18 protein-coding genes are annotated in these 22,616 nt (G+C 60.2%); 8 read left to right on the top strand and 10 right to left on the bottom strand.

Annotated features, from left to right (window positions below):
• The first annotated feature begins 115 nt into the window (after positions 1–115).
• Positions 116–1,480, top strand: a complete 1,365-nt coding sequence (locus tag ACP7EW_RS20075) for a formimidoylglutamate deiminase (protein ID WP_426219199.1) — start codon at positions 116–118, stop codon at positions 1,478–1,480.
• Between the two features lie 116 nt (positions 1,481–1,596).
• Here the strand turns inward: ACP7EW_RS20075 and ACP7EW_RS20070 are convergent, their stop codons facing one another.
• The 6 genes from ACP7EW_RS20070 to ACP7EW_RS20045 all read right to left on the bottom strand — a co-directional run bounded on the left by ACP7EW_RS20070 (position 1,597) and on the right by ACP7EW_RS20045 (position 10,688).
• The gene (locus tag ACP7EW_RS20070; RefSeq protein ID WP_028615380.1) at positions 1,597–2,166 is read right to left on the bottom strand and encodes a lipocalin family protein; all 570 of its coding nucleotides are present in this window, start codon (positions 2,164–2,166) and stop codon (positions 1,597–1,599) included.
• Between the two features lie 30 nt (positions 2,167–2,196).
• Positions 2,197–2,451: a lipoprotein gene (locus tag ACP7EW_RS20065; RefSeq protein WP_033897714.1), complete on the bottom strand. Its 255-nt coding sequence runs from the start codon at positions 2,449–2,451 to the stop codon at positions 2,197–2,199.
• 176 nt (positions 2,452–2,627) lie between these two features.
• On the bottom strand, positions 2,628–3,638 hold the full coding sequence (locus ACP7EW_RS20060) for a class 1 fructose-bisphosphatase (protein WP_033897713.1): 1,011 nt from the start codon (positions 3,636–3,638) through the stop codon (positions 2,628–2,630).
• Between the two features lie 109 nt (positions 3,639–3,747).
• Positions 3,748–5,103 (bottom strand): DUF3999 domain-containing protein, encoded by a 1,356-nt coding sequence (locus ACP7EW_RS20055; RefSeq protein ID WP_426219197.1) that lies wholly within the window; start codon positions 5,101–5,103, stop codon positions 3,748–3,750.
• The gene (locus ACP7EW_RS20050) at positions 5,103–8,153 is read right to left on the bottom strand and encodes a DUF2339 domain-containing protein (protein WP_426219195.1); all 3,051 of its coding nucleotides are present in this window, start codon (positions 8,151–8,153) and stop codon (positions 5,103–5,105) included. The genes ACP7EW_RS20055 and ACP7EW_RS20050 overlap by 1 nt, the downstream gene beginning before the upstream one ends.
• A gap of 84 nt (positions 8,154–8,237) precedes the next feature.
• Positions 8,238–10,688 carry a glycogen/starch/alpha-glucan phosphorylase gene (locus tag ACP7EW_RS20045; RefSeq protein WP_033897710.1) on the bottom strand — a complete coding sequence of 817 codons (2,451 nt, stop codon included), beginning with the start codon at positions 10,686–10,688 and terminating at the stop codon, positions 8,238–8,240.
• Positions 10,689–10,928: 240 nt separating this feature from the next.
• Here ACP7EW_RS20045 and ACP7EW_RS20040 point away from each other — a divergent pair, with 240 nt between their 5' ends.
• Entirely contained in the window at positions 10,929–11,363 is a 435-nt protein-coding gene (locus ACP7EW_RS20040) for a YkgJ family cysteine cluster protein (RefSeq protein ID WP_017734855.1), read from the top strand.
• Positions 11,364–11,502: 139 nt separating this feature from the next.
• Here the strand turns inward: ACP7EW_RS20040 and typA are convergent, their stop codons facing one another.
• Entirely contained in the window at positions 11,503–13,323 is a 1,821-nt protein-coding gene (typA, locus tag ACP7EW_RS20035) for a translational GTPase TypA (protein WP_010213863.1), read from the bottom strand.
• A 139-nt stretch (positions 13,324–13,462) separates the two neighbouring features.
• A complete protein-coding gene (thiI, locus tag ACP7EW_RS20030) occupies positions 13,463–14,917 on the bottom strand; it encodes a tRNA uracil 4-sulfurtransferase ThiI (RefSeq protein WP_426219192.1) in 1,455 nt (484 codons plus the stop codon).
• Between the two features lie 334 nt (positions 14,918–15,251).
• On the opposite strand from thiI, the gene glnA reads away from it, so the two are divergent.
• On the top strand, positions 15,252–16,658 hold the full coding sequence (glnA, locus tag ACP7EW_RS20025; protein WP_016979133.1) for a type I glutamate--ammonia ligase: 1,407 nt from the start codon (positions 15,252–15,254) through the stop codon (positions 16,656–16,658).
• 76 nt (positions 16,659–16,734) lie between these two features.
• Here the strand turns inward: glnA and ACP7EW_RS20020 are convergent, their stop codons facing one another.
• A complete protein-coding gene (locus ACP7EW_RS20020; RefSeq protein WP_426219190.1) occupies positions 16,735–16,974 on the bottom strand; it encodes a DUF6124 family protein in 240 nt (79 codons plus the stop codon).
• A gap of 447 nt (positions 16,975–17,421) precedes the next feature.
• On the opposite strand from ACP7EW_RS20020, the gene ACP7EW_RS20015 reads away from it, so the two are divergent.
• From ACP7EW_RS20015 to ntrC, 4 genes are all read left to right on the top strand, one after another.
• Positions 17,422–17,958, top strand: coding sequence for a chorismate mutase (locus ACP7EW_RS20015; protein ID WP_426219188.1), 537 nt, complete (start codon positions 17,422–17,424; stop codon positions 17,956–17,958).
• A 77-nt stretch (positions 17,959–18,035) separates the two neighbouring features.
• Positions 18,036–18,461: a cupin domain-containing protein gene (locus tag ACP7EW_RS20010; RefSeq protein WP_426219186.1), complete on the top strand. Its 426-nt coding sequence runs from the start codon at positions 18,036–18,038 to the stop codon at positions 18,459–18,461.
• 287 nt (positions 18,462–18,748) lie between these two features.
• Positions 18,749–19,834, top strand: a complete 1,086-nt coding sequence (glnL, locus tag ACP7EW_RS20005) for a nitrogen regulation protein NR(II) (protein ID WP_032890142.1) — start codon at positions 18,749–18,751, stop codon at positions 19,832–19,834.
• Positions 19,831–21,267, top strand: a complete 1,437-nt coding sequence (ntrC, locus tag ACP7EW_RS20000; protein WP_016979129.1) for a nitrogen regulation protein NR(I) — start codon at positions 19,831–19,833, stop codon at positions 21,265–21,267. The genes glnL and ntrC overlap by 4 nt, the downstream gene beginning before the upstream one ends.
• Positions 21,268–21,662: 395 nt before the next feature.
• Here ntrC and ACP7EW_RS19995 read toward each other — a convergent pair whose 3' ends face one another.
• Entirely contained in the window at positions 21,663–22,103 is a 441-nt protein-coding gene (locus ACP7EW_RS19995) for a hypothetical protein (protein WP_426219184.1), read from the bottom strand.
• Between ACP7EW_RS19995 and ACP7EW_RS19990 the strand changes: the two genes are divergently transcribed.
• Positions 22,102–22,557: a tRNA (cytidine(34)-2'-O)-methyltransferase gene (locus ACP7EW_RS19990; protein ID WP_016979127.1), complete on the top strand. Its 456-nt coding sequence runs from the start codon at positions 22,102–22,104 to the stop codon at positions 22,555–22,557. The two genes, ACP7EW_RS19995 and ACP7EW_RS19990, sit on opposite strands and share 2 nt — an antisense overlap.
• Positions 22,558–22,616: the final 59 nt, after the last annotated feature.

The following is a 22,616-nucleotide window of genomic DNA, read 5'->3' as shown; positions in this document are numbered from 1 at the left end:
TCGGCACAGGGAATCCTTGCAGGGGGAAAAGATGCATAGATTGCCGGAGTTTACCGAGCAGGCAAACGTCTGTATATGTATATACAAATAAACACACGACCGGGGTGCCTTGATCATGTCCGCTTTCTTTGCCGAACGCGCGCTGCTGCCTAATGGATGGGCCAATGATGTACGTCTTGAAGTCAGCGCCGATGGGCGGCTGACAAAGGTTGAGGCCAATGCCAGCGCAGAGGGCGCCGAACGGCTGAGAGGCCCGGTTTTAGCGGGTATGCCGAACCTGCATTCCCATGCGTTTCAACGCGCCATGGCGGGTTTGGCGGAAGTTGCTGGCAACCCGAATGACAGTTTCTGGACCTGGCGCGACCTGATGTATCGCATGGTCGGCCAGATCAGCCCGGACCAATTGCAGGTGATCGCGCGCCAGTTGTATATCGAAATGCTCAAGGCCGGCTATACGTCGGTGGCTGAATTCCACTATGTGCACCATGACGTCAGCGGCCAGCCGTATGCCGATCGTACGGAACTGTCGCAACAGATCAGCCAGGCGGCGGCCAGCAGCGGGATTGGCCTGACATTGCTGCCCGTGCTGTACACCCACTCGGGGTTTGGCGGCCAGGCGCCGAATGAAGGCCAGCGGCGGTTTATCAACAGCACTGAAAACTACCTGGACCTGCAGGCGCAGCTGAAACCCCTACTCGCCGCACAACCGGCGCAGCAGTTGGGGCTGTGCTTCCACTCGCTGCGCGCAGTCACGCCGCAGCAAATCAATGACGTGCTGGCCGCCAGCGACAAGGCCTGCCCGGTGCATATCCACATTGCCGAACAGCAAAAGGAAGTCGACGACTGCCTGGCCTGGAGCGGCAAACGCCCGCTGCAATGGCTGTATGACAATGTTGAAGTGGATGAACGCTGGTGCCTGGTGCATGCCACTCATGCCGATGCGGATGAAGTCGCACGCATGGCCAAGAGCCGCGCGATTGCCGGCTTGTGCCTGACCACCGAGGCCAACCTGGGTGATGGGATCTTCCCGGCGGTGGATTTTCTGGCCCAAGGCGGACGCATGGGCATCGGGTCCGACAGCCATGTGTCATTGAGCGTGGTAGAAGAGCTGCGCTGGTTGGAATATGGTCAGCGCCTGCGCGATCAGCGGCGTAATCGGTTGTATCGCAGTGATCAGCCGATGGTCGGCCGTACGCTGTTTGACGCCGCGCTGGACGGCGGTGCCCAGGCGTTGGGCCAGCCGATTGGTCGGCTGGAAGTGGGCAAGCGTGCGGATTGGATAGTGCTCGATGGCAATGACCCCTACCTGGCGACGGCGACTGAGGATGGGATTCTAAACCGCTGGCTGTTCGCGGGCGGCGATCGGCAGGTACGGGATATGCTGGTGAACGGAAAGTGGGTGGTGCGCGATGGGCGGCACGCTGGCGAAGAAGACAGCAATCGCGCATTCACACAAGTCCTGAAGGACCTACTCGGTTAAAACTGTGGGAGCGGGCTTGCTCGCGAAAGCGGTTTGTCAGCCAATACATCTGCCGACTGATCCACCGCTTTCGCGAGCAAGCCCGCTCCCACATTTTAGTCGGCGGTGATTCAGGGTTATTGCGAGGTCTTCGCCATCTGCTTGTCCGACGTACGCCAGATCAATCGCGTGGTGTCATACCCCTGCTGCCGCGCCCTGCTCAGCAGGTCTTCGCGGGTGTCCGCACTGACCGTCGGCGTGCGCGACAATATCCACATGTACCGCCGGCTCGGGCTGCCCACAATCGCGGTCTTGTAGTCATCGCTGACGTACAGCACCCAGTAATCGCCCTTGGCAACGCCCGGCAACAGCGCGGTAAACCAATTGTTGAATTCCACCCAGAGCTTGTCGGTCTTGCCCGGCACTTGCGGGGTGGCGGTGCCCTTGGCTTCTTCCCACTTCCATTCGGTCGTCAGGCAGCGGTTGAACACCGACATGTCGCCATCGGGCAGCAAGGTGTAGCGGGCTTCGGACTGCGCGCAGTTGCGCTGGAAGTACATCGGCAATCTAGCCAACTCATACCAGGTGCCCTGGTAACGCTTGAGGTTGACGTTGCTCGCTGTCTTGGGTTGCAGATCATCGCCAGAATGGCTGGCGCAGCCTGCCAAAAACAGGCTGGCACAAAGGAACAAAACAAAACGCATCATTCTTCTTCTCCCGCAGGCTCTCGCCCCGGTTTACTTCAGGCCTTGCCCGGAAAACATCAGAACCTTGTCACCGGCATATTGAACGCTGATAAAACTGTTTTTATCGCCCCAGGTGCAGCTGGACATACCCAGCGCGCCGGAACAATCGGTCGGCTTACCCAGCAACGACTCCACCTCAGCCTTGGCCATGCCAGCCGACAATTTTTGGTAATTTTCTTGGTTGACCTTGCTGCAAGCGGCCAACAGCACGCAAAAAGCCAGCAAAGCGAGACGGCGTAACGACATGGAAAAACTCCTGGAGGGACGAAGCAGCGTGGGTATCTGCCAGAAGCTTAGAAGGGAAAAGAGGTGTCTGGTTCCCGATGAGCGAAAACAAAAAAGCCCCGAAAACGCTGAAACGTTTCGGGGCTTCTTCAAGGGTGAACCGGCTCACAACAATGCCGGCCACTTATCGCATCAACTTACTTCTTGTGATACGCCGTCACCCGCTCAACTTCTTCCTTCGAACCCAGGAACACCGCCACACGCTGGTGCAGGCCTTCAGGCTGGATGTCGAGGATGCGCTGGTGGCCGTCGGTGGACGCGCCGCCCGCTTGCTCAACCAGGAAGGACATCGGGTTGGCCTCGTACATCAGGCGCAGTTTGCCTGGCTTGGACGGCTCGCGGCTGTCGCGTGGGTACATGAACAGGCCACCACGGGTCAGGATACGGTGCACGTCGGCAACCATTGCGGCCACCCAGCGCATGTTGAAGTTTTTCTTCAACGGGCCTTCTTCGCCGGCCATCAGCTCGCCCACGTAGCGAGTGACAGGCTCTTCCCAGTGACGCTGGTTGGACATGTTGATCGCAAATTCCTGAGTAGAAGCAGGAATGGTGATGTCTTCGTGGGTCAGTACGAAGCTGCCCATTTCGCGGTCCAGGGTGAAGCCTTTGACGCCATCGCCCAGGGTCAGCACCAGCATGGTTTGCGGGCCATAGATGGCGTAGCCGGCAGCAACCTGTTGGGTGCCTGGCTGCAGGAACGCTTTTTCGTTCAGCGGCTCGTTCTGGCTCAGGTATTCGTTCGGGCAACGCAGTACCGAGAAGATAGTGCCGACTGGTGCGTTGATGTCGATGTTGGACGAACCGTCCAGTGGGTCGAACACCAACAGGTAGGCGCCTTTCGGGTATTTGCCGGGGATCTGGTAGGCATTGTCCATTTCTTCTGACGCCATGCCGGCCAGGTGACCGCCCCATTCGTTGGCTTCGAGCAGGATCTCGTTGGAGATCACGTCGAGTTTCTTCTGCACTTCGCCCTGCACGTTTTCGGTGCCCATGCTGCCCAGGACACCACCCAGTGCGCCTTTGGAAACGGCGTGGCTGATTTCCTTGCAAGCACGCGCCACCACTTCGATCAGGAAGCGCAGATCGGCAGGCGTGTTGTTGCTGCGGGTCTGCTCAATCAAATAGCGACTCAAGGTAACGCGGGACATGTAAGGCTCCGGAAAAGGGGGGGCTTGAAAACCCGCGCAGTTTAACGCGAGTCGGGGCGTATTTCCTCCTATCAGAGGATTTAAACCCAATAGAGTTCATGGACTTTATTTAACGTGCCACCGGCGGCTTGCGCAGCAAACTGCAGGCCATGGCGCCCAGTGCCGCCACGCCGAGCAGCAACACGGCCCAAAGGCCGAGTTTTTTCCAGTCTGTTCCGGCATCGGCAGCGGGCGCGACGGCGGGCGGCGCAGTGGCGATTTCCCCGGTGACCGACGCCTGCCCCAACGTCTTGAGACGCTCGGCGCTGTAGTCGGGGATCAAGGTCGAGAGCGGAAGGTTCGCCGCCTTGGCCGACGCGTTGCCCAACGCCAGGGTGAACGGCGGCTCGCCCCGCGCCAGGAACACCAGCTGCGTGGCGCGTACCGCAAAACGCAGCGCCGGAGCCTCGACACCCAGGCCACCACCGCGCTCATCGACGGTCAACTTGAGCTCTGCAACCGCCTGGCCCGGCAGCTGCAATTCATCCTGCACCACGTCCCGACCATTCTGGGTCAGGCGATACAGCACGCCATTGCTCAGGGGCTGCCAGGCCTGTTTGCTGTCCCTGCGCCCCGCCAGCGTCACGGGCGCCAAGGTGTTGGGTTGTTTCAACTCGATGCGCAGCCGCTCAAGACTCAGCCCCGTGGGCAACTGCCAGCTGTACTCCCCGGCCATGAGTCGCGTACCCGCCAAGGGTTGCGACCATACCAATGGCAGCGGCAAGTGGCTGCGGGTGGCACTCACCAACTGGGCAGAAGTCAGCAATGGCGCGGCCTGGCCTTGCCAGACCAGGCGCAGGTAACGCGCCGATTGCCCCGGCAGGCTCACGTCATGCTGCTCGACCCGTTCGTCGGCAAATGACAAGCGCGCCACTTGCCCATCGCCCCAGGCTTGCCAGTGCTGCAAGTCATCACTGGCTTCAATGCTGAAACGCTGGAAGCCCTCCTGCTCATGGCTCCAGTCCAGGCTCAATTGCTGCAAAGGCGCCTTGATTGCACTGGCGTCCAGCAGCCAGCCGCGCAGCACTTGCTTGCCGGGTTTGGGCGCAGAGGATGGCGTGATTTCCACCAGGGTGCCTGTGGTGGTGGCCTTCATCACCACGTCGGGCAAGGCTGCTTGAGTGTCGACAGCGTACAGCGGGAACCACTTCACGTCGGTGACGTTGCGAGTCTCGGAGCGTTGCGCGGACTGACGCGACAACGCATAGGCCTGGGGTTCACCGGCAGCGTTGAATACCCGCATATCGCTGAGATCGGCCTGACGTGCACTTAGTTGAACCGCCAATGGCAGCTCCAGGCGATACCAGGGACCCGTGCCGCTCACGGCCAGCGGCACCTGGGTGGCGAAATCAGCCGGACGTTCTTGAGCAAACGCCGCCGAGCACAGCATCCACACCGTCAACCCACTCAGACTCAGCTTGCCCATCAAGAAGACGCTCCCTCAGTTTCAACGCGTTTGGGCGGCAGCGGCGCAAAGTAGCCCACCACCAGCAACAAACCGCCCACGCCGATAAACGACACAATCCGCGCCAAGCCGCCACGGTTACTCAGCTCGACAAAAAACAGCTTGGCCACCACCACGGCAATCAGTGCCGCGCCGATCAGCCACACTTCGCGACGATGGCGCAGGTGGCCGCCGATCATCAGGCCGAGGGCGATCAGGGTCCAGACGATCGACAGGCCCGCCTGCACCAGCATGGACTCAAGCAGCGCATCCAGATGAAACGGCACGCCGCCCCAATGGTGGGCGGTGCGCATCACCAGCGCGGTAAAGAAGGCAAACAGCGAAATGCCGGCCACGCCCTGAGCGATCAACTCGACACGCGGCCCGCGCTGCGGCGCCACACTGCGCAACCACAGGTAAATGCCCAGCAATGCGAACAGCAGGCCCAAGTCCAGCGGATTGAGCAGCGGCACATAGGGCAGCGGCTTGGCCGTGCCGTCACTGAAGATATTTGCCAGCCAGAACCAACCGAGCATCAGCACCGCCAGGGGCAATGCGGCGAGCACGCGGTACTCCCTTGGGTACGCGCAAACTGGCCACGGCCAACTGCGCGGCGCGGCGGCCAGCACCAGGTACAGGCTTGGCAGGATCGCCCAGCCCAGCCAGCGCCAGGCGTTGTATTCGCTCGACAGCACCAGCAAGCCGTAACGCAGTTCCAGCGCCAGCACGCCGATCAGCATCCAGCAGCCGAGTACGTGAGCCGCGCTCAGCACGTTGCCGGGCACCACCGTTGCTAAACGCCGCAGCGAGATGAAATGCACCACGAACACCGCCAGCCAGGCCAGCCAGCCGAACTGCGCGGCCGGGTGGTAATACTCGGTCCACGCGCCCCATAACACCAGGCCCGCCGCAGGCATCAGCAACGTGCTGGCGATACCCAACGCCGCCCAACGCAAACGCAGCGCCAGTGTTGTCCAGATCACCCCGCTCAGCGCAGCCGCCAGCAGCAACAGCGCAGCATGCAAAGGTGCAGGCGCCAAGCGCCACACTTCAATGATCACCGCCAGCGCCCACCACGCCACGCCCCAGGCCAAAAGACCTGCGGACAAGCGGCCACTGAACAAGCGCCAGGCGCCGAGCATTGCCGCCAAGGCAATGATCATCGGTGTCCAGGCATTGTTCACCGGGTCGAGCGCAAACAGCGCGCCGGCGAGCACTTGCACAGCAACGCCACAGCGCACCATCACTGGCGAGCCGATTCGCTGGCCCGCCCACACGGTCGCAAGGCCAGCAACCGCCCAACCGACGATGCTGCCCTGGGTTGAAAACAACAGCGGCGCCAGCAGGTAGGCGCAACCCAGGCCGAGTACGGCGAGCCCTGGAGCGCCGAGACGCTCCCAACGGCGGGTCTGCTCCGGCGTGGCTTTGTGTAGTTGATAAAAGCTGAACAACAGTGCCGCACCCAGCAACAACGCCCCTAATGGCGGCCCCTGCAGCAAGGTGTCCTGGCCATCGCGCAGCTCGCTGAGGAAGGCGAGCAGCGAACCCAGTTGCAGCAGCAAGGCGAACGCCCGCGCCATGGGGCGATGCTGGCGTAGACCGAGCCAGAAGATGCCGGCGCCTTCGACGGCCCACGCCGCAGCCGTCCAGCGTGCATCGAGCCCCAAGGGAATGGCCAAGCTGGCGAAGATCACGCCCAGGGCCAGGCAAGTTTCCGTCAGGAGCACGGCGCGCCCGCCACTGAGTACTCGGGCCAAGACCATGTAAAGGATGCCCAGGCCCAGCGCGCTGAACGCAGCGGCAAACTCAAGGTGCTGAACCAGCGCGAACTGCAAGCCGAAGCCCACCAGCGGCGGGCCGAACAACAACGTGCCGTCGACATAGTCGCCCTTGCGCAATTGCGCACTCAGGCTGTCGCCCTCGCCCGCCTCCAGCAATGTGCGCCGTGCGTACAAAAGGCCGATAGCCAAGTACATCGCGAAAAACAGGATCAGGAACGGCTCGGTGCTCCACAACAGCTCAGGCGCGTAGGAGCGCATGCCCCAGGCGAAACCGATGCCGAAGGTGCCCACAAAACCGATCACGTTCAGCAGGCGCCAGGCTTTGAACCAGGCAATCGCGAGAATGCCGGCGTTGAGCAACGCAAAGTAGCTGAACAGTGCCACATGGCTTCCGGCGCCGGTCGATACCAGGATCGGCGCGGCAAAACCACCCAACGCCGCCGCGCAGGCCAGGCCGAGCGCATCCTGGGTGATCGCCAGGATCGCCGAAAATACCGTGACGGCGACCAGCAAGCCCATTGCCGCGCCAGGATCGATCAGCGGATGCAAACGCATCGCCGCAAACACCGTGAGGTACAACACCGCAACGCCTGCGCCCTGCAGCATCAAACCGTAGTTGCTGTTGCGCAGCCGCAGCCACCAGCCCAGGCCCAGCAGGCCCAATGCAGCGGCGGCAACACCGGCGTACCGCAGCTCGATCGGCACCACCATGCCTTCAGTGGCATAACGCAGCAGGAAGGCCAGGCCGAGGAATAACAGCACCACGCCGACGCGCAGCACGGTGTTGCCGCCGAGCAGCCAATTGCGCGCCCCCTCGATGGCGCGTTCGATCAGGTTGGGGCCGCGAGGGGTTGCGGGTTCTTTAGCCGTCGGCGCTGGCGTCCACACGTCATCCAACAGCGGCTGGCTCTGCTCAGGGACCAGAGCAACGGGTGCCAATTCGGCAGGCAGCTCCCACACCAATTCGGGTGACTTGGCGACAGGTGCCGATTCGGGAACAGAGGGTTCAACCCTCATGCTGCTTGCAGGCGCTGGGACTTCCAACTGCCGCAGGCGTTCGCCCAGCGAAATCAGCGACTTCTGCGTGGTTTCCAACTGACGTGCCTGCTGGTCCGCCTTGGCCGACAGCTGCGCCAGGCGAATCGCCTGGCCAATGCCCAACCCCAGCAGCGCACCCATGCCCGCATCACTGAACGACTCGTCGAGTGTCCAGCCGAGCACCAGGCCAATCAGCATGAAAATCCATTGCATGGTCGATATCCCTAAGCAAACCGAGGCCTAGTATATCGACAAGGCCCAACAGAGGTTGGGCCTTGGGGCACAGATCTGGAAAACTCAGTCGAGGGCTTTCCAGATCTCCGTGGCGTACTCCCTGATCGTACGATCCGAACTGAACCAGCCCATACGTGCCGTATTCAGCACCGCCGAACGCCACCAGGCCTTGGAATCATGCCAATGCGCCTCGACCCGCGCCTGGGCGTCCCAGTACGAATCGAAGTCAGCACACACCAGGAAGCGGTCGTAGTCGATCAGCCCATCGATCAACCCTACGTAGCGGCCCGGATCATCCGGCGAGAACACCCCGCCCCGGATCGCTTGCAGCACGTCGTTCAAGCGGTGAGACGCCGCGATATCAGGACCTGCGTTGAACTCACCCGCGTGTTTACGGGCTTCAACCTGCTGCGCACTGAGGCCGAAGATAAACATGTGCTCGGCGCCCACACGCTCATGCATTTCCACATTGGCGCCGTCCATGGTGCCGATGGTCAGCGCGCCGTTGAGGCCGAATTTCATGTTGCTGGTGCCCGACGCTTCGAAGCCGGCAGTAGAGATCTGCTCCGACAAGTCCGCCGCAGGAATAATGCTTTCCGCCAAGCTAACGTTGTAGTTGGGCAGGAACACCACCTTGAGCAAACCGCGCACGGTCGGGTCGTTGTTGACCGTACGGGCGATGTCGTTGGTCAGCTTGATGATCAGCTTGGCCTGGTGATAACTGGCCGCCGCCTTGCCGGAGAAGATCTTCACGCGCGGCACCCAGTCGGTGCCCGGTTCGGCGCGGATCGCCTGGTACAGCGCCACGGTGTGCAGCAGGTTGAGCAGTTGACGCTTGTATTCGTGGATCCGCTTGACCTGCACGTCGAACATCGCCGCCGGGTTGACCGCAATGCCCAGGCGCTCATGAATGATGTCCGCCAGCGCCCGCTTACTGTGCAGACGCTGCTCGGCGAAGGCCTTGCGGAACGTCTGTTTTTCGGCAAATGGCTCAAGCTCCACCAGCCGTTCTTCGGGCTTGTCGAGAATGTCCGGGCCGAGCGCTTCCACCAGCATGGACGTGAGCTTGGGGTTGGCTTGGTACAACCAGCGGCGGAAGGTAATGCCGTTGGTTTTGTTGTTGATGCGCTCCGGGTACAGCTTGTGCAGCTCGGAGAACACGGTGCTGCGCATCAATTGAGTGTGCAGGCCGGACACGCCGTTGACGCTGTGGGAACCCAGGAATGCCAGGTTGCCCATGCGCACGCGACGACCGTTGTCTTCTTCGATCAGCGACACGGCGCGCAGCACGTCAAAGTCATGGATGCCTTTGGCGCGCAGCGAATCGATGTGCTGGGCGTTGATCAGGTAAATGATCTGCATATGTCGCGGCAGCATGCGTTCCATCAAGCCAACCGGCCAGGTTTCCAGCGCTTCGGGCAACAGGGTGTGGTTGGTGTAGGAGAGGGTTTCGACGGTTACATCCCAGGCGGCTTCCCACGGAATGTCGTGCAGGTCGACCAATTGGCGCATCAACTCGGCCACGGCGATGGACGGGTGAGTGTCGTTGAGCTGGATCGCGGCGTGTTCGCCCAGGCTCAGCACTGAACCGTGCATATTCTTGTGGCGGCGCAGCAGGTCTTGCAGGGAGGCGGCGACGAAGAAATATTCCTGGCGCAGGCGCAGTTCCTGCCCCGCTTCGGTGCTGTCGGCCGGGTAAAGCACTCGGGAGATGCTTTCGGCACGCGCTACTTCGGCGACGGCGCCCAGGTGGTCACCGGCGTTGAAGCGCTCCAGGTGCAGGTCTTCCACCGCACGGGCACGCCACAGGCGCAGGGTGTTGACGCTGGCGCCGCGCCAGCCGACCACCGGCGTGTCATAGGCGATGGCGCGCACGGTTTCATTGGGGGTCCACCGCTGAACCATCTTGCCGGTGCCGTCATCCAGGGTTTCGACACTGCCACCAAAGCCGATCGGGTACACCACTTCAGGGCGTTCGAATTCCCAGGGGTTGCCGAAGTCCAGCCAGTGTTCGGTCTGCTCCTGTTGCCAACCATCGACAATCGCCTGGCGGAACAGGCCGTGTTCATAACGGATGCCATAACCGTGGCCGGCCACACCCAGGGTCGACATGCTTTCCATGAAGCACGCCGCCAGGCGGCCCAGGCCACCGTTACCGAGCGCGGCATCGGGCTCCAGCAGGCGGATGCGCTCCAGGTCGACGCCCAGCTCCGATAGCGCTTCGCGCGCAATCTCCAGCACGCCGAGGTTGCTCAGGCTGTCATAGAGCAAGCGGCCGATGAGGAATTCCAGGGAAAGGTAGTAAACCCGCTTCTGGCCTTTGCGGTAGATGCGCCGGGTGTGGTCCATCCAGTGATCGACCATCTGGTCACGTGCGGCCAGGGCAATGGCTTCGAACCAGTCGTGGTCGAAGGCGTGATCCGGGTCCTTGCCCACCGCGTAGGTGAGTTTGGTCAAGACGGCATCGCGAAATGCGGCTACCTCTGCTTCTCGTGCAAGTGGTTCCTGAGACATCAATTGCGACCTCGGGCGAGATAGAAGGAGTTGCTAGAGCCTAGACGGTCTGACAGACGGTAGACGCTCTGGTTCGGCAGTTTTTTAACGCATTCACCTATACAGGATTTAGATGCAGGGGCCGTGCCTGCTTTGATGCTCGATAAGCCTTCCAGCAGAAACCCGGAAAATATTGTTCAAAAAATCACCAATCCCGGTATGATCGCGCGCCCGGATACAGCCCCACCTTTTGGAACCCTGATGAAGCCTCAATTGATCGCCGCCGCGGAACTCGACCGTCTCGAAACGTGGCAGAAATATTCCGCGCACATGTGCGGTGGTTGCGTGTCCAGCTGCTGCACGCTGCCGGTAGAAGTGAAGGTCAAGGACCTGATCCGCATCGGCCTGGTCGATGAGTTCGAACTCGGTGACCCTGCGAAGAACATCGCCAAGCGGCTGCAAAAGGAAGGCATCGTCGAGCGCTTCAATTCCAAATCCGAGATTTTTACCCTGCAGCGCATGAGCAACAACGATTGCCTGTTCCTGGATCGTAAGACGCGCTTCTGCACTATTTATGACAAGCGCCCGGATACTTGCCGTAACCACCCGAAAATCGGGCCGCGGCCGGGGTATTGCGCGTACAAGCCGAAGGAAGTGGTGCGCGAGACCAAGTTCAAGACCCTCGATAAGTTCTGATCAAAAGCCGAACCCTGTGGTGAGCGGGCTTGTTGTGGTGAGCGGGCTCACCACAACAAGCCCAACCCACAAATCGCAGGCACAAAAAAACGCCCCCGGCCTTTCGACCGGGGGCGTATTTCATTCAGCCTGAGTTAACTCAGTTCTTGGCTTTCTTGGCAGCGCGGGTACGCTCGCCTTCGTCCAGGATCTTCTTACGCAGGCGGATCGACTTAGGCGTGACTTCGCACAGCTCGTCGTCCTGGATGAATTCCAGGGCCTGTTCCAGGGTGAAGCGAACAGGTGGAACCAGAGCGATGGTTTCGTCTTTGCCCGAAGCACGCATGTTGTCGAGCTTCTTGCCTTTGGTTGGGTTGACGCCCATGTCGTTGTCACGGCTGTTCAGACCAACGATCTGACCGTTGTAGATCTCTTGACCGTGTTCAACGAACAGCTTGCCACGCGCCTGGAGGGTTTCCAGGGAGTAGGTCAGCGCCTTGCCGGTTTCTACCGATACCAGAACACCGTTCTGACGGCCGGACATGTCGCCGGACTTCATGGTGTCGTAGCGATCGAAAATCGAGGTCAGGATGCCAGCACCGTTGGTCAGGGTCAGGAACTGGTTACGGAAACCGATCAGACCACGCGCAGGGATGTTGTATTCCAGACGTACACGGCCTTTGCCATCCGGCACCATGTTGGTCAGGTCGCCTTTACGCAGACCCATCTCTTCCATCACCTTGCCCTGGGATTCTTCCGGGGTGTCGATGGTGACGTTTTCGAACGGTTCCTGCTTCACGCCGTCAACCTGACGGATGATCACTTCTGGACGACCAACGCCCATTTCGAAGCCTTCGCGACGCATGGTTTCGATCAGTACCGAGAGGTGCAGCTCACCACGGCCGGAAACCTTGAACTTGTCAGCCGAGTCGCCTTCTTCAACGCGCAGAGCAACGTTGTACAGCAGCTCTTTGTCCAGACGTTCCTTGATGTTACGGGAAGTCACGAACTTGCCTTCTTTACCGCAGAAAGGCGAGTCGTTTACCTGGAAGGTCATGGAAACGGTTGGCTCGTCAACGGTCAGAGGCTTCATCGCTTCGACGGTGTCCGGGTGGCACAGGGTGTCGGAGATGAACAGCGAGTCCATACCGCTTATGCACACGATGTCGCCAGCAGCGGCTTCTTCAACGTCGATGCGGTGCAGACCGTGGTGACCCATCAGCTTCAGGATACGACCGTTGCGCTTCTTACCGTCGGCGCCGATAGCGACAACCGGGGTGTTCGGCTTGACGCGACCACGAGCGATACGGCCAACGCCGATAACACCCAGGAAGCTGTTGTAGTCCAGAGCGGAGATCTGCATCTGGAACGCGCCGTCACGGTCAACAGCGGGGGCAGGTACGTTGTCGACGATCGACTGGTACAGCGGCGTCATGTCTTCAGCCATGTCGGTGTGGTCCAGACCGGCAATACCGTTCAGGGCCGAGGCGTAGACGACTTTGAAGTCCAGCTGTTCTTCGGTGGCACCCAGGTTGTCGAACAGGTCGAAGATCTGATCCAGAACCCAATCCGGACGCGCGCCTGGACGGTCAACCTTGTTGATGCACACGATCGGACGCAGGCCGGCTTCGAAAGCCTTCTTGGTCACGAAACGGGTTTGCGGCATAGGGCCGTCTTGAGCGTCAACCAGCAGCAGCACGGAGTCAACCATCGACATTACGCGCTCTACTTCGCCGCCGAAGTCGGCGTGGCCCGGGGTGTCCACGATGTTGATGTGGTAGCCGTTCCAGTTGATAGCGGTGTTTTTAGCCAGGATGGTAATACCGCGCTCTTTTTCCTGGTCGTTGGAGTCCATCACGCGCTCGTCGTTGAGCTCGTTGCGCTCCAGGGTGCCGGATTGACGCAGGAGTTTGTCTACCAGGGTGGTTTTACCATGGTCAACGTGAGCAATGATGGCGATGTTACGTAGATTTTCGATCACTTGTGTATCTCGATCAGAGGATTCGGTGTGCTGACAGGTCGTGGCAGCGATTAACAGTAGAGTCAGGCCTTGCCGTTACAGCTTGACGGCAGAGTCGGGGGGCCGGTGACGCAGGCCACAGGCAAACAGCCCCGGGCTCTTAGCTCGGTCGATAAACGCGCACATTGGCATGCCCCTCACTGAGCAAATGGTGGGCATGCAGGCGACTCATCACGCCTTTGTCGCAATACAGCAGGTACTGACGGCTGTTATCCAGTTCCTTGAAACGCGCGTTCAATGCATAGAACGGCAGCGTTTGTACGTCGATGCCGGCGATTTCCAGCGGCTCATCTTCAGCGGCATCCGGGTGACGGATGTCGATGACGATCTGGCCGGCCAGGGCTTCGCTGACTTCTTCGATCTTCACATCCTGGCCCAGTTCGTCGATCACGCGATCGATCGGGACCAGCTTGGCGTTCTCGAGCGCACGCTCCAGAATCGCCATGTCGAATTCTTTCTCTTCATGCTCCACGCGGTGACGCTTGGCGTGGGTCTTGGGGTTCACCGAAATGACCCCGCAGTACTCAGGCATGTGCTTGGCGAAGTCGGCGGTGCCGATTTCTTCTGCCAGGTCGATGATGTCCTGCTTGTGGCTGGCGATCAGCGGGCGCAACACCAGCTTCTCGGTGACGCAGTCGATGATCGACAGGTTCGGCAGCGTTTGGCTGGACACCTGGGAGATCGCTTCGCCAGTCACCAGCGCGTCGATCTGCAAGCGGTCGGCAATCTGCGACGCGGCGCGCAACATCATACGCTTCAATACCACGCCCATATGACCGTTATCGACTTTGCCGAGAATTTCGCCCAGCACTTCCTCGAACGGTACGCTCACAAATAGCACGCGTTGGGAGCTGCCGTACTTCTTCCAGATAAAGTGCGCGACTTCCATCACGCCCAATTCGTGTGCACGCCCGCCCAGATTAAAGAAGCAGAAGTGGCTCATCAGGCCACGGCGCATGATCTGGTAAGCGGCAACCGTGGAATCGAAACCGCCGGACATCAAGACCAGGGTCTGTTCCAGGGCGCCCAGCGGGTAGCCGCCGATGCTGTTGTGCTGGCTGTGAATGACAAACAACCGTTGGTCGCGAATTTCCATGCGCACTTCAATTTGCGGCGCTTTCAGGGAAATTCCGGCGGCGCCGCACTCGCGACGCAGCTTGCTGCCGACGTATTTTTCGACATCCATGGAGCTGAAAGCGTGCTTGCCGGCACGCTTGCAGCGCACCGAAAAGATCTTGCCTTCCAGCTCACTGCCGTAGTGCTGTTTACACTTCTCGGTGATGTCGTCGAAGTCGCCCAGCGGGTACTCATCCACCTGCAGGAAATGCGCGATGCCAGGCATGCAACTCAGGCGCTCGGTCATGTCCTTCAAGGCTTTGGGCTCGGTGACGCGGGTTTCCAGCTCGAGGTTGTCCCACACGCCGTTCACCACCACAGCCGGGTCCAGATCGCGGAGCACGGCACGGATGTTCTTGGCCAATTGACGGATGAAACGCGTCCGTACCGGTCGGCTTTTGATGGTGATCTCGGGGAAGACTTTAACGATTAATTTCATGGAAACAGCGCGCGCCGGGCCTGCTGAAAAAGGGGGGCGCGGATTATAGCGGAAATCGCTCAAGGTTTAACCAGTTAATATGCATCGCAAGCGCAGCGCACTAAAGAGGTGCATTTGTGCGCCTTTGCGCTACATTGCGGTGCGCTATTTTTGGGCTTTTGTCGCAATGCACCTTTATAGGGGCGTTTCTGGAGCAGAAAACCCATGTTGGCGCACTGGCATGCAATTTGCTCTCTTGTGAGGCAGGTTGCCATGGCGGACTATCCGCGCCGGCATCACCCACATTCTAAGGGCTAACTCCACTACCCCAGCCCGAAGCCACCCGGAGGACACTATGTCGAAGTCGGTTCAACTCATCAAAGATCATGACGTTAAATGGATTGATCTGCGCTTCACGGACACCAAAGGCACTCAGCACCACGTGACCATGCCGGCTCGCGACGCGCTGGATGAAGCTTTCTTCGAAGAAGGCAAAATGTTCGACGGTTCCTCCATCGCTGGCTGGAAAGGCATCGAAGCCTCCGACATGATCCTGATGCCGGACGACAGCACTGCCGTACTCGACCCGTTCACCGAAGAGCCGACCCTGATCCTGGTCTGCGACGTGATCGAGCCTTCGACCATGCAAGGCTACGACCGCGACCCACGTGCGATCGCCAAGCGTGCCGAGGAATACCTGAAGTCGACCGGTATCGGTGACACCGTATTCGTAGGCCCAGAGCCAGAATTCTTCATCTTCGACCAGGTTAAGTTCAAGTCCGACATCTCCGGCTCCATGTTCAAGATCTACTCCGAACAAGGCTCCTGGATGTCCGACCAGGACGTGGAAGGCGGCAACCATGGCCACCGTCCAGGTATCAAAGGTGGCTACTTCCCAGTTCCGCCGTTCGACCACGACCACGAAATCCGTACCTCCATGTGCAACGCCATGGAAGACATGGGCCTGGTCATCGAAGTGCACCACCACGAAGTGGCCACTGCCGGTCAGAACGAAATCGGCGTGAAGTTCAACACCCTGGTTGCCAAGGCTGACGAAGTTCAAACCCTGAAGTACTGCGTACACAACACTGCAGTCGCTTACGGCCGTACCGCTACCTTCATGCCTAAGCCTCTGTACGGTGATAACGGTTCGGGTATGCACGTTCACCTGTCCATCGCCAAAGATGGCAAGAACACCTTCGCTGGCGAAGGTTATGCCGGCCTGTCCGACACTGCCCTGTACTTCATCGGCGGTATCATCAAGCACGGTAAGGCCCTGAACGGCTTCACCAACCCGTCGACCAACTCCTACAAGCGTCTGGTCCCAGGTTTCGAAGCACCGGTAATGCTGGCCTACTCGGCGCGCAACCGTTCCGCTTCGATCCGTATTCCTTACGTGTCCAGCCCTCGCGCTCGCCGTATCGAAGCCCGCTTCCCGGATCCAGCCGCCAACCCATACCTGGCCTTCGCTGCCCTGGTGATGGCCGGCCTGGACGGTATCCAGAACAAGATCCACCCAGGCGACGCCGCCGACAAAAACTTGTACGACCTGCCGCCTGAAGAGGCCAAAGAGATCCCACAAGTGTGCGGCAGCCTGAAAGAAGCCCTGGAAGAGCTGGACAAGGGCCGTGCGTTCCTGACCAAAGGCGGCGTGTTCAGCGACGACTTCATCGACGCTTACATCGGCCTGAAAAGCGAAGAAGAAATCAAGGTTCGCACCTTCGTACACCCACTGGAATACGAGCTGTACTACAGCTGCTGATCCGGTAGCGCTGCGTCCTTAAGAGCGGCGTGACGAAAAAAGACCTCCCTCGGGAGGTCTTTTTTTTGCCTGGGATTTAGCGGGTCGGGGAATGGCGGTCGAGCATCTGGCCGACCATCTGCGTACCCAGCGCACTCAGTTGGTGAATGGCCAAGGTGGTGTCACGGTGCTTGCCGCCCAAGTCCTCGGATAAATCCAGCAACAGGGCGCTGACCGAGGTGAGGGTTTCGAAGGTATTGATCATCAAGGCTTCGTCGTCGATATCGGCGGCGATGGTGAAGACAGAGGGTGGTGGATTGGGGGTTGGCTTGAACATTTTCTACATTCCTCAAATGAGGCCGCCTTCGCTTCGCTACTAAACGAAAGGGTGGCAGCTGCGCGCAGGTTAGTAGACCGGTGAATGTAGAAGCCCGGCGCATCCGAGGATGCCCTGCGCACAGCCACCATCAAGCACAGGTTGTAGAAACCTGATTGATGGAGAATGCACGACCTACAATTCGAATCCAGGCTACTAAACCTGATCGCTGATGAGCAGCGACCGAGCAACCATAGAGACGACAAGCCAGCCGTACAAGCCGGCGGATTCTGGCGTAACTGTAGGCAAGCACGCAAGTTAAGGTAGCCTCTGACTGACGCCGTTGTAGACCTGCAAACCCCATTAAAAATGTGGGAGCTGGCTTGCCTGCGATGGCATCAGCTGGGTATACCTGATGCATCGCGTTGCCCGCATCGCAGGCAAGCCAGCTCCCACAGGAGATCGCCTTTGAAACATCGACTTGTCTTCGCTCTGTTATTTGTCAGCGTCAGTGCGAGTGCGGCGCCGCCCACTCTGGAGCCTCTGCTCAACAGCATCGCCGAACGCCTGGAGATCGCCGACCAGGTAGCCCTGAGCAAATGGGACAGCCACAAGCCTGTAGAGGACAAAAAGCGCGAACAAGAAGTGATCGCCAGCGTCGTCGCCCAAGCACCGGAATATAAGCTGGCACCTGCCGCCGTCGAGCAGTTTTTCGCGGCGCAGATCGAGGCGAACAAACTGGTGCAGTACACCCACCTGTCTGACTGGCAGTTCCAGGGCAAGGCACCTGACGATCCGCGCCCGGACCTGGTGAAACAGATCCGCCCGCAGTTGGACGAACTGCAAAAACGCCTGCTGCAGCAATTGGCGGACTTCACCCCACAGCGCACCGACCCACAGTGCCCACAGTGGCTGGCCGAAGCCGTGCATGAACCGCTGAATGATCCGTTGCGTCAGTTGGCGATGATCCGTGCCACGGCCGAGCTCTGCGTTCGACCTACCTGATTTGAGGAACCGTCCTGCATCGTCACCTGGGCCGACAGCCATAGCCTGAGCGTTCACTCACTGAACAGGATGGAACCATGGACACCTTCAAGTGCTTGATTGCTGCTGCAGTAGGTTTGTCGTTGCTGGGCTGCGGCACACAGGCAAAGGATGCGGCACAGATCGAGAAAGAGGTTTTGCTTGAGCGCAGCGAGTCGTGGGATGGCACACCCTACAAAGCCTACCCCTCGGGCCCGCCGCAGCTCACGCTGATACGCCTGAAGATCCCTGCGCGCACACAACTGCCCTGGCACACGCATCCCATGCCCAACGCCGCCTATATCGTTTCGGGTGAGCTGACTGTTGAAGCCCGCAGCAGCGGGGCTACGCGCACCTTGAGGCAAGGCCAAACCCTGGCCGAGATGGTGGGCACCGAGCATCGCGGCATCACCGGAGACACCCCGGTAGAGCTTCTGGTGTTTTACGCAGGCACACCGGGCATGCCGCTGTCAGATCAACACTGACCGCTGCGGATCGTTTTCACCTCATATAGAAAACGGTCCGCTTACCACTTCCTGAACAACTTTCACAAAATCGCACCATATTGGTGCGATAGGCTGCACCCTTCCCACCTGCCCAGCCCATTTTGGTTCGAAACTTCCCGAGCAAGCTGGCAGAACGCCACAGTTTCGCGCCTAAACCCCCCATTTCAGGGCTTGCACGCTTCTTTTCGGAGCCTTGGTTTGGTTTTTGCATTTTCCTTGTATCAGCGTGTGCCTCAAGCCCGCGCCTTGCTCCAAAAGAGGTCCCAATGACCATCAGCGATGCACTGCACCGTTTGCTACTCGACAACCTGACCACCGCGACCATCCTGCTCAATGACGACTTGCGCCTTGAGTACATGAACCCGGCGGCAGAGATGCTCCTGGCCATCAGCGGCCAGCGCAGCCATGGGCAGTTCATCAGCGAATTGTTCACCGAGTCGGCCGAAGCCTTGAGCTCATTGCGCCAGGCAGTGGAGCAAGCACACCCGTTCACCAAGCGCGAAGCCATGCTCACTGCGCTTACCGGCCAGACGCTGACGGTCGACTACGCCGTGACCCCGATCCTGAGCAACGGCGCCACCCTGCTGCTGCTGGAAGTGCATCCCCGTGACCGCTTGCTGCGTATCACCAAGGAGGAAGCGCAGTTGTCCAAGCAGGAGACCAGCAAGATGCTGGTGCGCGGCCTGGCCCATGAGATCAAGAACCCACTCGGCGGCATCCGTGGCGCGGCGCAGTTGCTGGCCCGCGAGCTGCCGGACGAGAACCTCAAGGACTACACCAACGTCATCATCGAGGAGGCCGACCGCCTGCGTAATCTGGTGGACCGCATGCTCGGCTCCAACAAGCTGCCATCGCTGGCGATGACCAACGTGCACGAAGTGCTCGAACGCGTCTGTCACCTCGTGGAAGCCGAAAGCCAGGGCTGCATCACCTTGGTGCGCGACTACGACCCAAGCATTCCCGACGTGTTGATCGACCGCGAACAGATGATTCAAGCGGTGCTCAACATCGTGCGCAACGCCATGCAGGCCATCAGCAGCCAGAACGAGCTGCGCCTGGGCCGCATCAGCCTGCGCACCCGCGCCCTGCGTCAGTTCACCATCGGTCACGTGCGCCATCGCCTGGTGACCAAGGTCGAGATCATCGACAACGGTCCGGGCATTCCTGCGGAACTCCAGGAAACCATTTTCTTTCCCATGGTCAGCGGCCGCCCGGACGGTACCGGGCTGGGCCTGGCCATTACCCAGAACATCATCAGCCAGCATCAGGGCCTGATCGAATGTGAGAGCCATCCTGGCCACACCACCTTCTCGATCTTTCTGCCACTGGAACAAGGAGCCCCATCGACATGAGCCGTAGTGAAACTGTCTGGATCGTCGATGACGACCGTTCTATCCGCTGGGTCCTCGAGAAAGCCTTGCAACAGGAAGGCATGACCACCCAGAGCTTCGACAGCGCGGACGGGGTGATGAGCCGCCTGGCTCGCCAGCAGCCCGACGTGATCATCTCCGACATCCGCATGCCCGGCGCCAGCGGCCTGGACCTCCTCGCGCGGATTCGCGAGCAGCACCCACGCTTGCCGGTGATCATCATGACCGCGCACTCGGACCTGGACAGCGCTGTCGCGTCCTATCAGGGCGGCGCCTTTGAATACCTGCCCAAGCCGTTCGACGTGGACGAGGCGGTGGCGCTGGTCAAGCGCGCCAACCAGCACGCCCAGGAACAACAAAGCCAGGAAGCCCCACCTGCCCTGACCCGCACCCCGGAGATCATCGGCGAAGCGCCGGCGATGCAGGAAGTGTTTCGCGCCATCGGGCGCTTGAGCCACTCCAACATCACCGTGCTGATCAACGGCGAATCGGGCACCGGTAAAGAACTGGTGGCCCACGCGCTGCACCGTCACAGCCCACGGGCGGCCTCGCCGTTTATCGCACTGAACATGGCGGCGATCCCGAAGGACTTGATGGAGTCCGAGCTGTTCGGCCATGAAAAAGGGGCGTTTACCGGCGCGGCCAACCTGCGTCGCGGCCGCTTTGAACAGGCCGACGGTGGCACCCTGTTCCTCGATGAAATCGGCGACATGCCGGCCGATACCCAGACCCGCCTGTTGCGCGTGCTGGCGGATGGCGAGTTCTATCGGGTGGGCGGGCACACGCCGGTCAAAGTTGATGTGCGCATCATCGCGGCCACTCACCAGAACCTGGAAACCCTGGTGCACGCGGGCAAATTCCGTGAGGACTTGTTCCACCGCCTCAACGTGATCCGCATCCATATTCCGCGCATGTCGGACCGTCGCGAAGACATCCCGACCCTCGCCCGCCACTTCCTCAGCCGCGCCGCCCAGGAGCTGGCCGTCGAGCCAAAGCTGCTGAAAAGCGAGACCGAGGAATACCTCAAGAACCTGCCGTGGCCGGGCAACGTGCGCCAGCTGGAGAACACCTGTCGCTGGATCACCGTGATGGCGTCCGGGCGCGAAGTGCACATCAGCGACCTGCCGCCGGAGCTGCTGAGCCTGCCACAGGATTCGGCCCCTGTGACCAACTGGGAGCAGGCTCTGCGCCAATGGGCCGACCAGGCCCTGGCTCGCGGCCAGTCGAACCTGCTGGACAGCGCCGTGCCGGCGTTCGAGCGAATCATGATCGAAACCGCCCTGAAGCACACCGCCGGTCGCCGTCGCGACGCCGCCGTGCTGCTGGGCTGGGGCCGCAATACCTTGACCCGCAAGATCAAGGAGCTGGGGATGAAGGTCGACGGTGGTGACGATGATGAAGGCGATGAAGGCTAAGGGTGCACCGCTTCAATGCACCATGAACCGGCATTGGGCATGGATCCAACCTATGAGACTTCGGCCTCACTGATAAAAATCTAAAAGCCTAAAACACCAAAGCCCCGTATTCCGGGGCTTTGCGCTTTCTGGAGAAATTTTTTGGCACACTTTGGCGACTCTGGCACGCGCCCTGCAATAACCCTTGTACTACCCAGTTTCGGGGACCTTGGTACAGGCAGGCCGAGAATCCCCTCTTTACACCCGGGGTGCTTGATGCGAATCGCGTCGCGCTCCACACCGCTTTGGGGAACCTCGGTACAGGCAGGCCGGGGATTCCCTCTTTAACACCGAAGCTTTAAAAGCTTCACCCCGTTTTGGGAGCCCTGGTACAGGCAGGCCGGGAACTCCCTCTTTTATTGCTCTTGGAGATGGATCTCCAGCCGCCAGCGGCCTTCAGTCTTTTCCCCTTTCCATTCCCCGCGCAACGGCCGAGCCGCCACCAGGTTCAGTAACAGGCCGCCATCGGTCTTGCGCACGCGCCAGTTCACATCCTTGTCATTGAGCTTGAGTTGCCCACTGGTAGCCTTGCCTTGCGCGTCGAACAGCAGCGCCACGGTGCCGTCGATATGCTCGCCGTGCAGCCTGGGTTCGCTGTTGAACCACACCACTACGCCGTCCGCTGCGGTCTCGACCTGTTGCAGCTCGACCGGGTCTGGCGTTGTCAGGCGGCCGATCATCAGGCCCACCATCAAGCCAACAATTGCCAAAGAGCCCATGACCCGTGGCATTAGCTTCGGTCTTGGGTCCTCTTCGGGGGTAGAATGCAGCGCATCTTTACCTTCGGAGCCGTGCATGTTTCACGTCATCCTTTTTCAACCAGAAATTCCGCCGAATACCGGCAACGTTATCAGGCTGTGCGCCAACAGTGGCTGCCACCTGCATTTGATCGAGCCTTTGGGCTTTGACATGGACGACAAGCGCCTGCGCCGTGCCGGGCTGGACTACCACGAGTACGCCACGCTCCAGCGCCATGCCGACCTGGCCAGTTGCCTGGAAAGCCTGGGGCATCCGCGACTGTTCGCGTTCACCACCAAGGGTTCGCAGCCGTTCCATGATGTCAGCTTTGCCGAAGGTGACGCCTTCCTGTTCGGCCCGGAAAGCCGGGGCCTGCCGGCGGAGGTGCTTGACGCGCTGCCCGACGGTCATCGCCTGCGTTTGCCGATGCGCGAGGGCTGCCGCAGCCTGAACCTGTCCAATACCGTGGCGGTTGCAGTCTATGAAGGTTGGCGCCAGCTCGGCTTCAAATAACACCGCAAAACAAATGTGGGAGCGGGCTTGCTCGCGAAAGCGGTGTGTCAGTCACTGAA

The organism is Pseudomonas sp. DWRC2-2, assembly GCF_049897885.1.
Lineage (GTDB): Bacteria > Pseudomonadota > Gammaproteobacteria > Pseudomonadales > Pseudomonadaceae > Aquipseudomonas > Aquipseudomonas azotoformans_A.
Note: the sequence above shows the minus strand (reverse complement) of the source record. Positions and strands in the feature narration are given on the sequence as shown.

Bases quoted from the DNA above. Each gene is read 5' to 3' on its own strand.
- ACP7EW_RS20055 (WP_426219197.1), bottom strand. From the start codon at position 5,103: ATGGGCAAGCTGAGTCTGAGTGGGTTGACGGTGTGGATGCTGTGCTCG.
- ACP7EW_RS20050 (WP_426219195.1), bottom strand. From the start codon at position 8,153: ATGCAATGGATTTTCATGCTGATTGGCCTGGTGCTCGGCTGGACACTC.
- ACP7EW_RS20010 (WP_426219186.1), top strand. From the start codon at position 18,036: ATGGACACCTTCAAGTGCTTGATTGCTGCTGCAGTAGGTTTGTCGTTG.
- ACP7EW_RS20020 (WP_426219190.1), bottom strand. From the start codon at position 16,974: ATGTTCAAGCCAACCCCCAATCCACCACCCTCTGTCTTCACCATCGCC.
- ACP7EW_RS20045 (WP_033897710.1), bottom strand. From the start codon at position 10,688: ATGTCTCAGGAACCACTTGCACGAGAAGCAGAGGTAGCCGCATTTCGC.
- ACP7EW_RS19995 (WP_426219184.1), bottom strand. From the start codon at position 22,103: ATGCACGGCTCCGAAGGTAAAGATGCGCTGCATTCTACCCCCGAAGAG.
- ACP7EW_RS20065 (WP_033897714.1), bottom strand. From the start codon at position 2,451: ATGTCGTTACGCCGTCTCGCTTTGCTGGCTTTTTGCGTGCTGTTGGCC.
- glnL (WP_032890142.1), top strand. From the start codon at position 18,749: ATGACCATCAGCGATGCACTGCACCGTTTGCTACTCGACAACCTGACC.
- ACP7EW_RS20040 (WP_017734855.1), top strand. From the start codon at position 10,929: ATGAAGCCTCAATTGATCGCCGCCGCGGAACTCGACCGTCTCGAAACG.
- thiI (WP_426219192.1), bottom strand. From the start codon at position 14,917: ATGAAATTAATCGTTAAAGTCTTCCCCGAGATCACCATCAAAAGCCGA.
- ACP7EW_RS20075 (WP_426219199.1), top strand. From the start codon at position 116: ATGTCCGCTTTCTTTGCCGAACGCGCGCTGCTGCCTAATGGATGGGCC.
- ACP7EW_RS20070 (WP_028615380.1), bottom strand. From the start codon at position 2,166: ATGATGCGTTTTGTTTTGTTCCTTTGTGCCAGCCTGTTTTTGGCAGGC.
- ACP7EW_RS20060 (WP_033897713.1), bottom strand. From the start codon at position 3,638: ATGTCCCGCGTTACCTTGAGTCGCTATTTGATTGAGCAGACCCGCAGC.
- ACP7EW_RS19990 (WP_016979127.1), top strand. From the start codon at position 22,102: ATGTTTCACGTCATCCTTTTTCAACCAGAAATTCCGCCGAATACCGGC.
- glnA (WP_016979133.1), top strand. From the start codon at position 15,252: ATGTCGAAGTCGGTTCAACTCATCAAAGATCATGACGTTAAATGGATT.
- ntrC (WP_016979129.1), top strand. From the start codon at position 19,831: ATGAGCCGTAGTGAAACTGTCTGGATCGTCGATGACGACCGTTCTATC.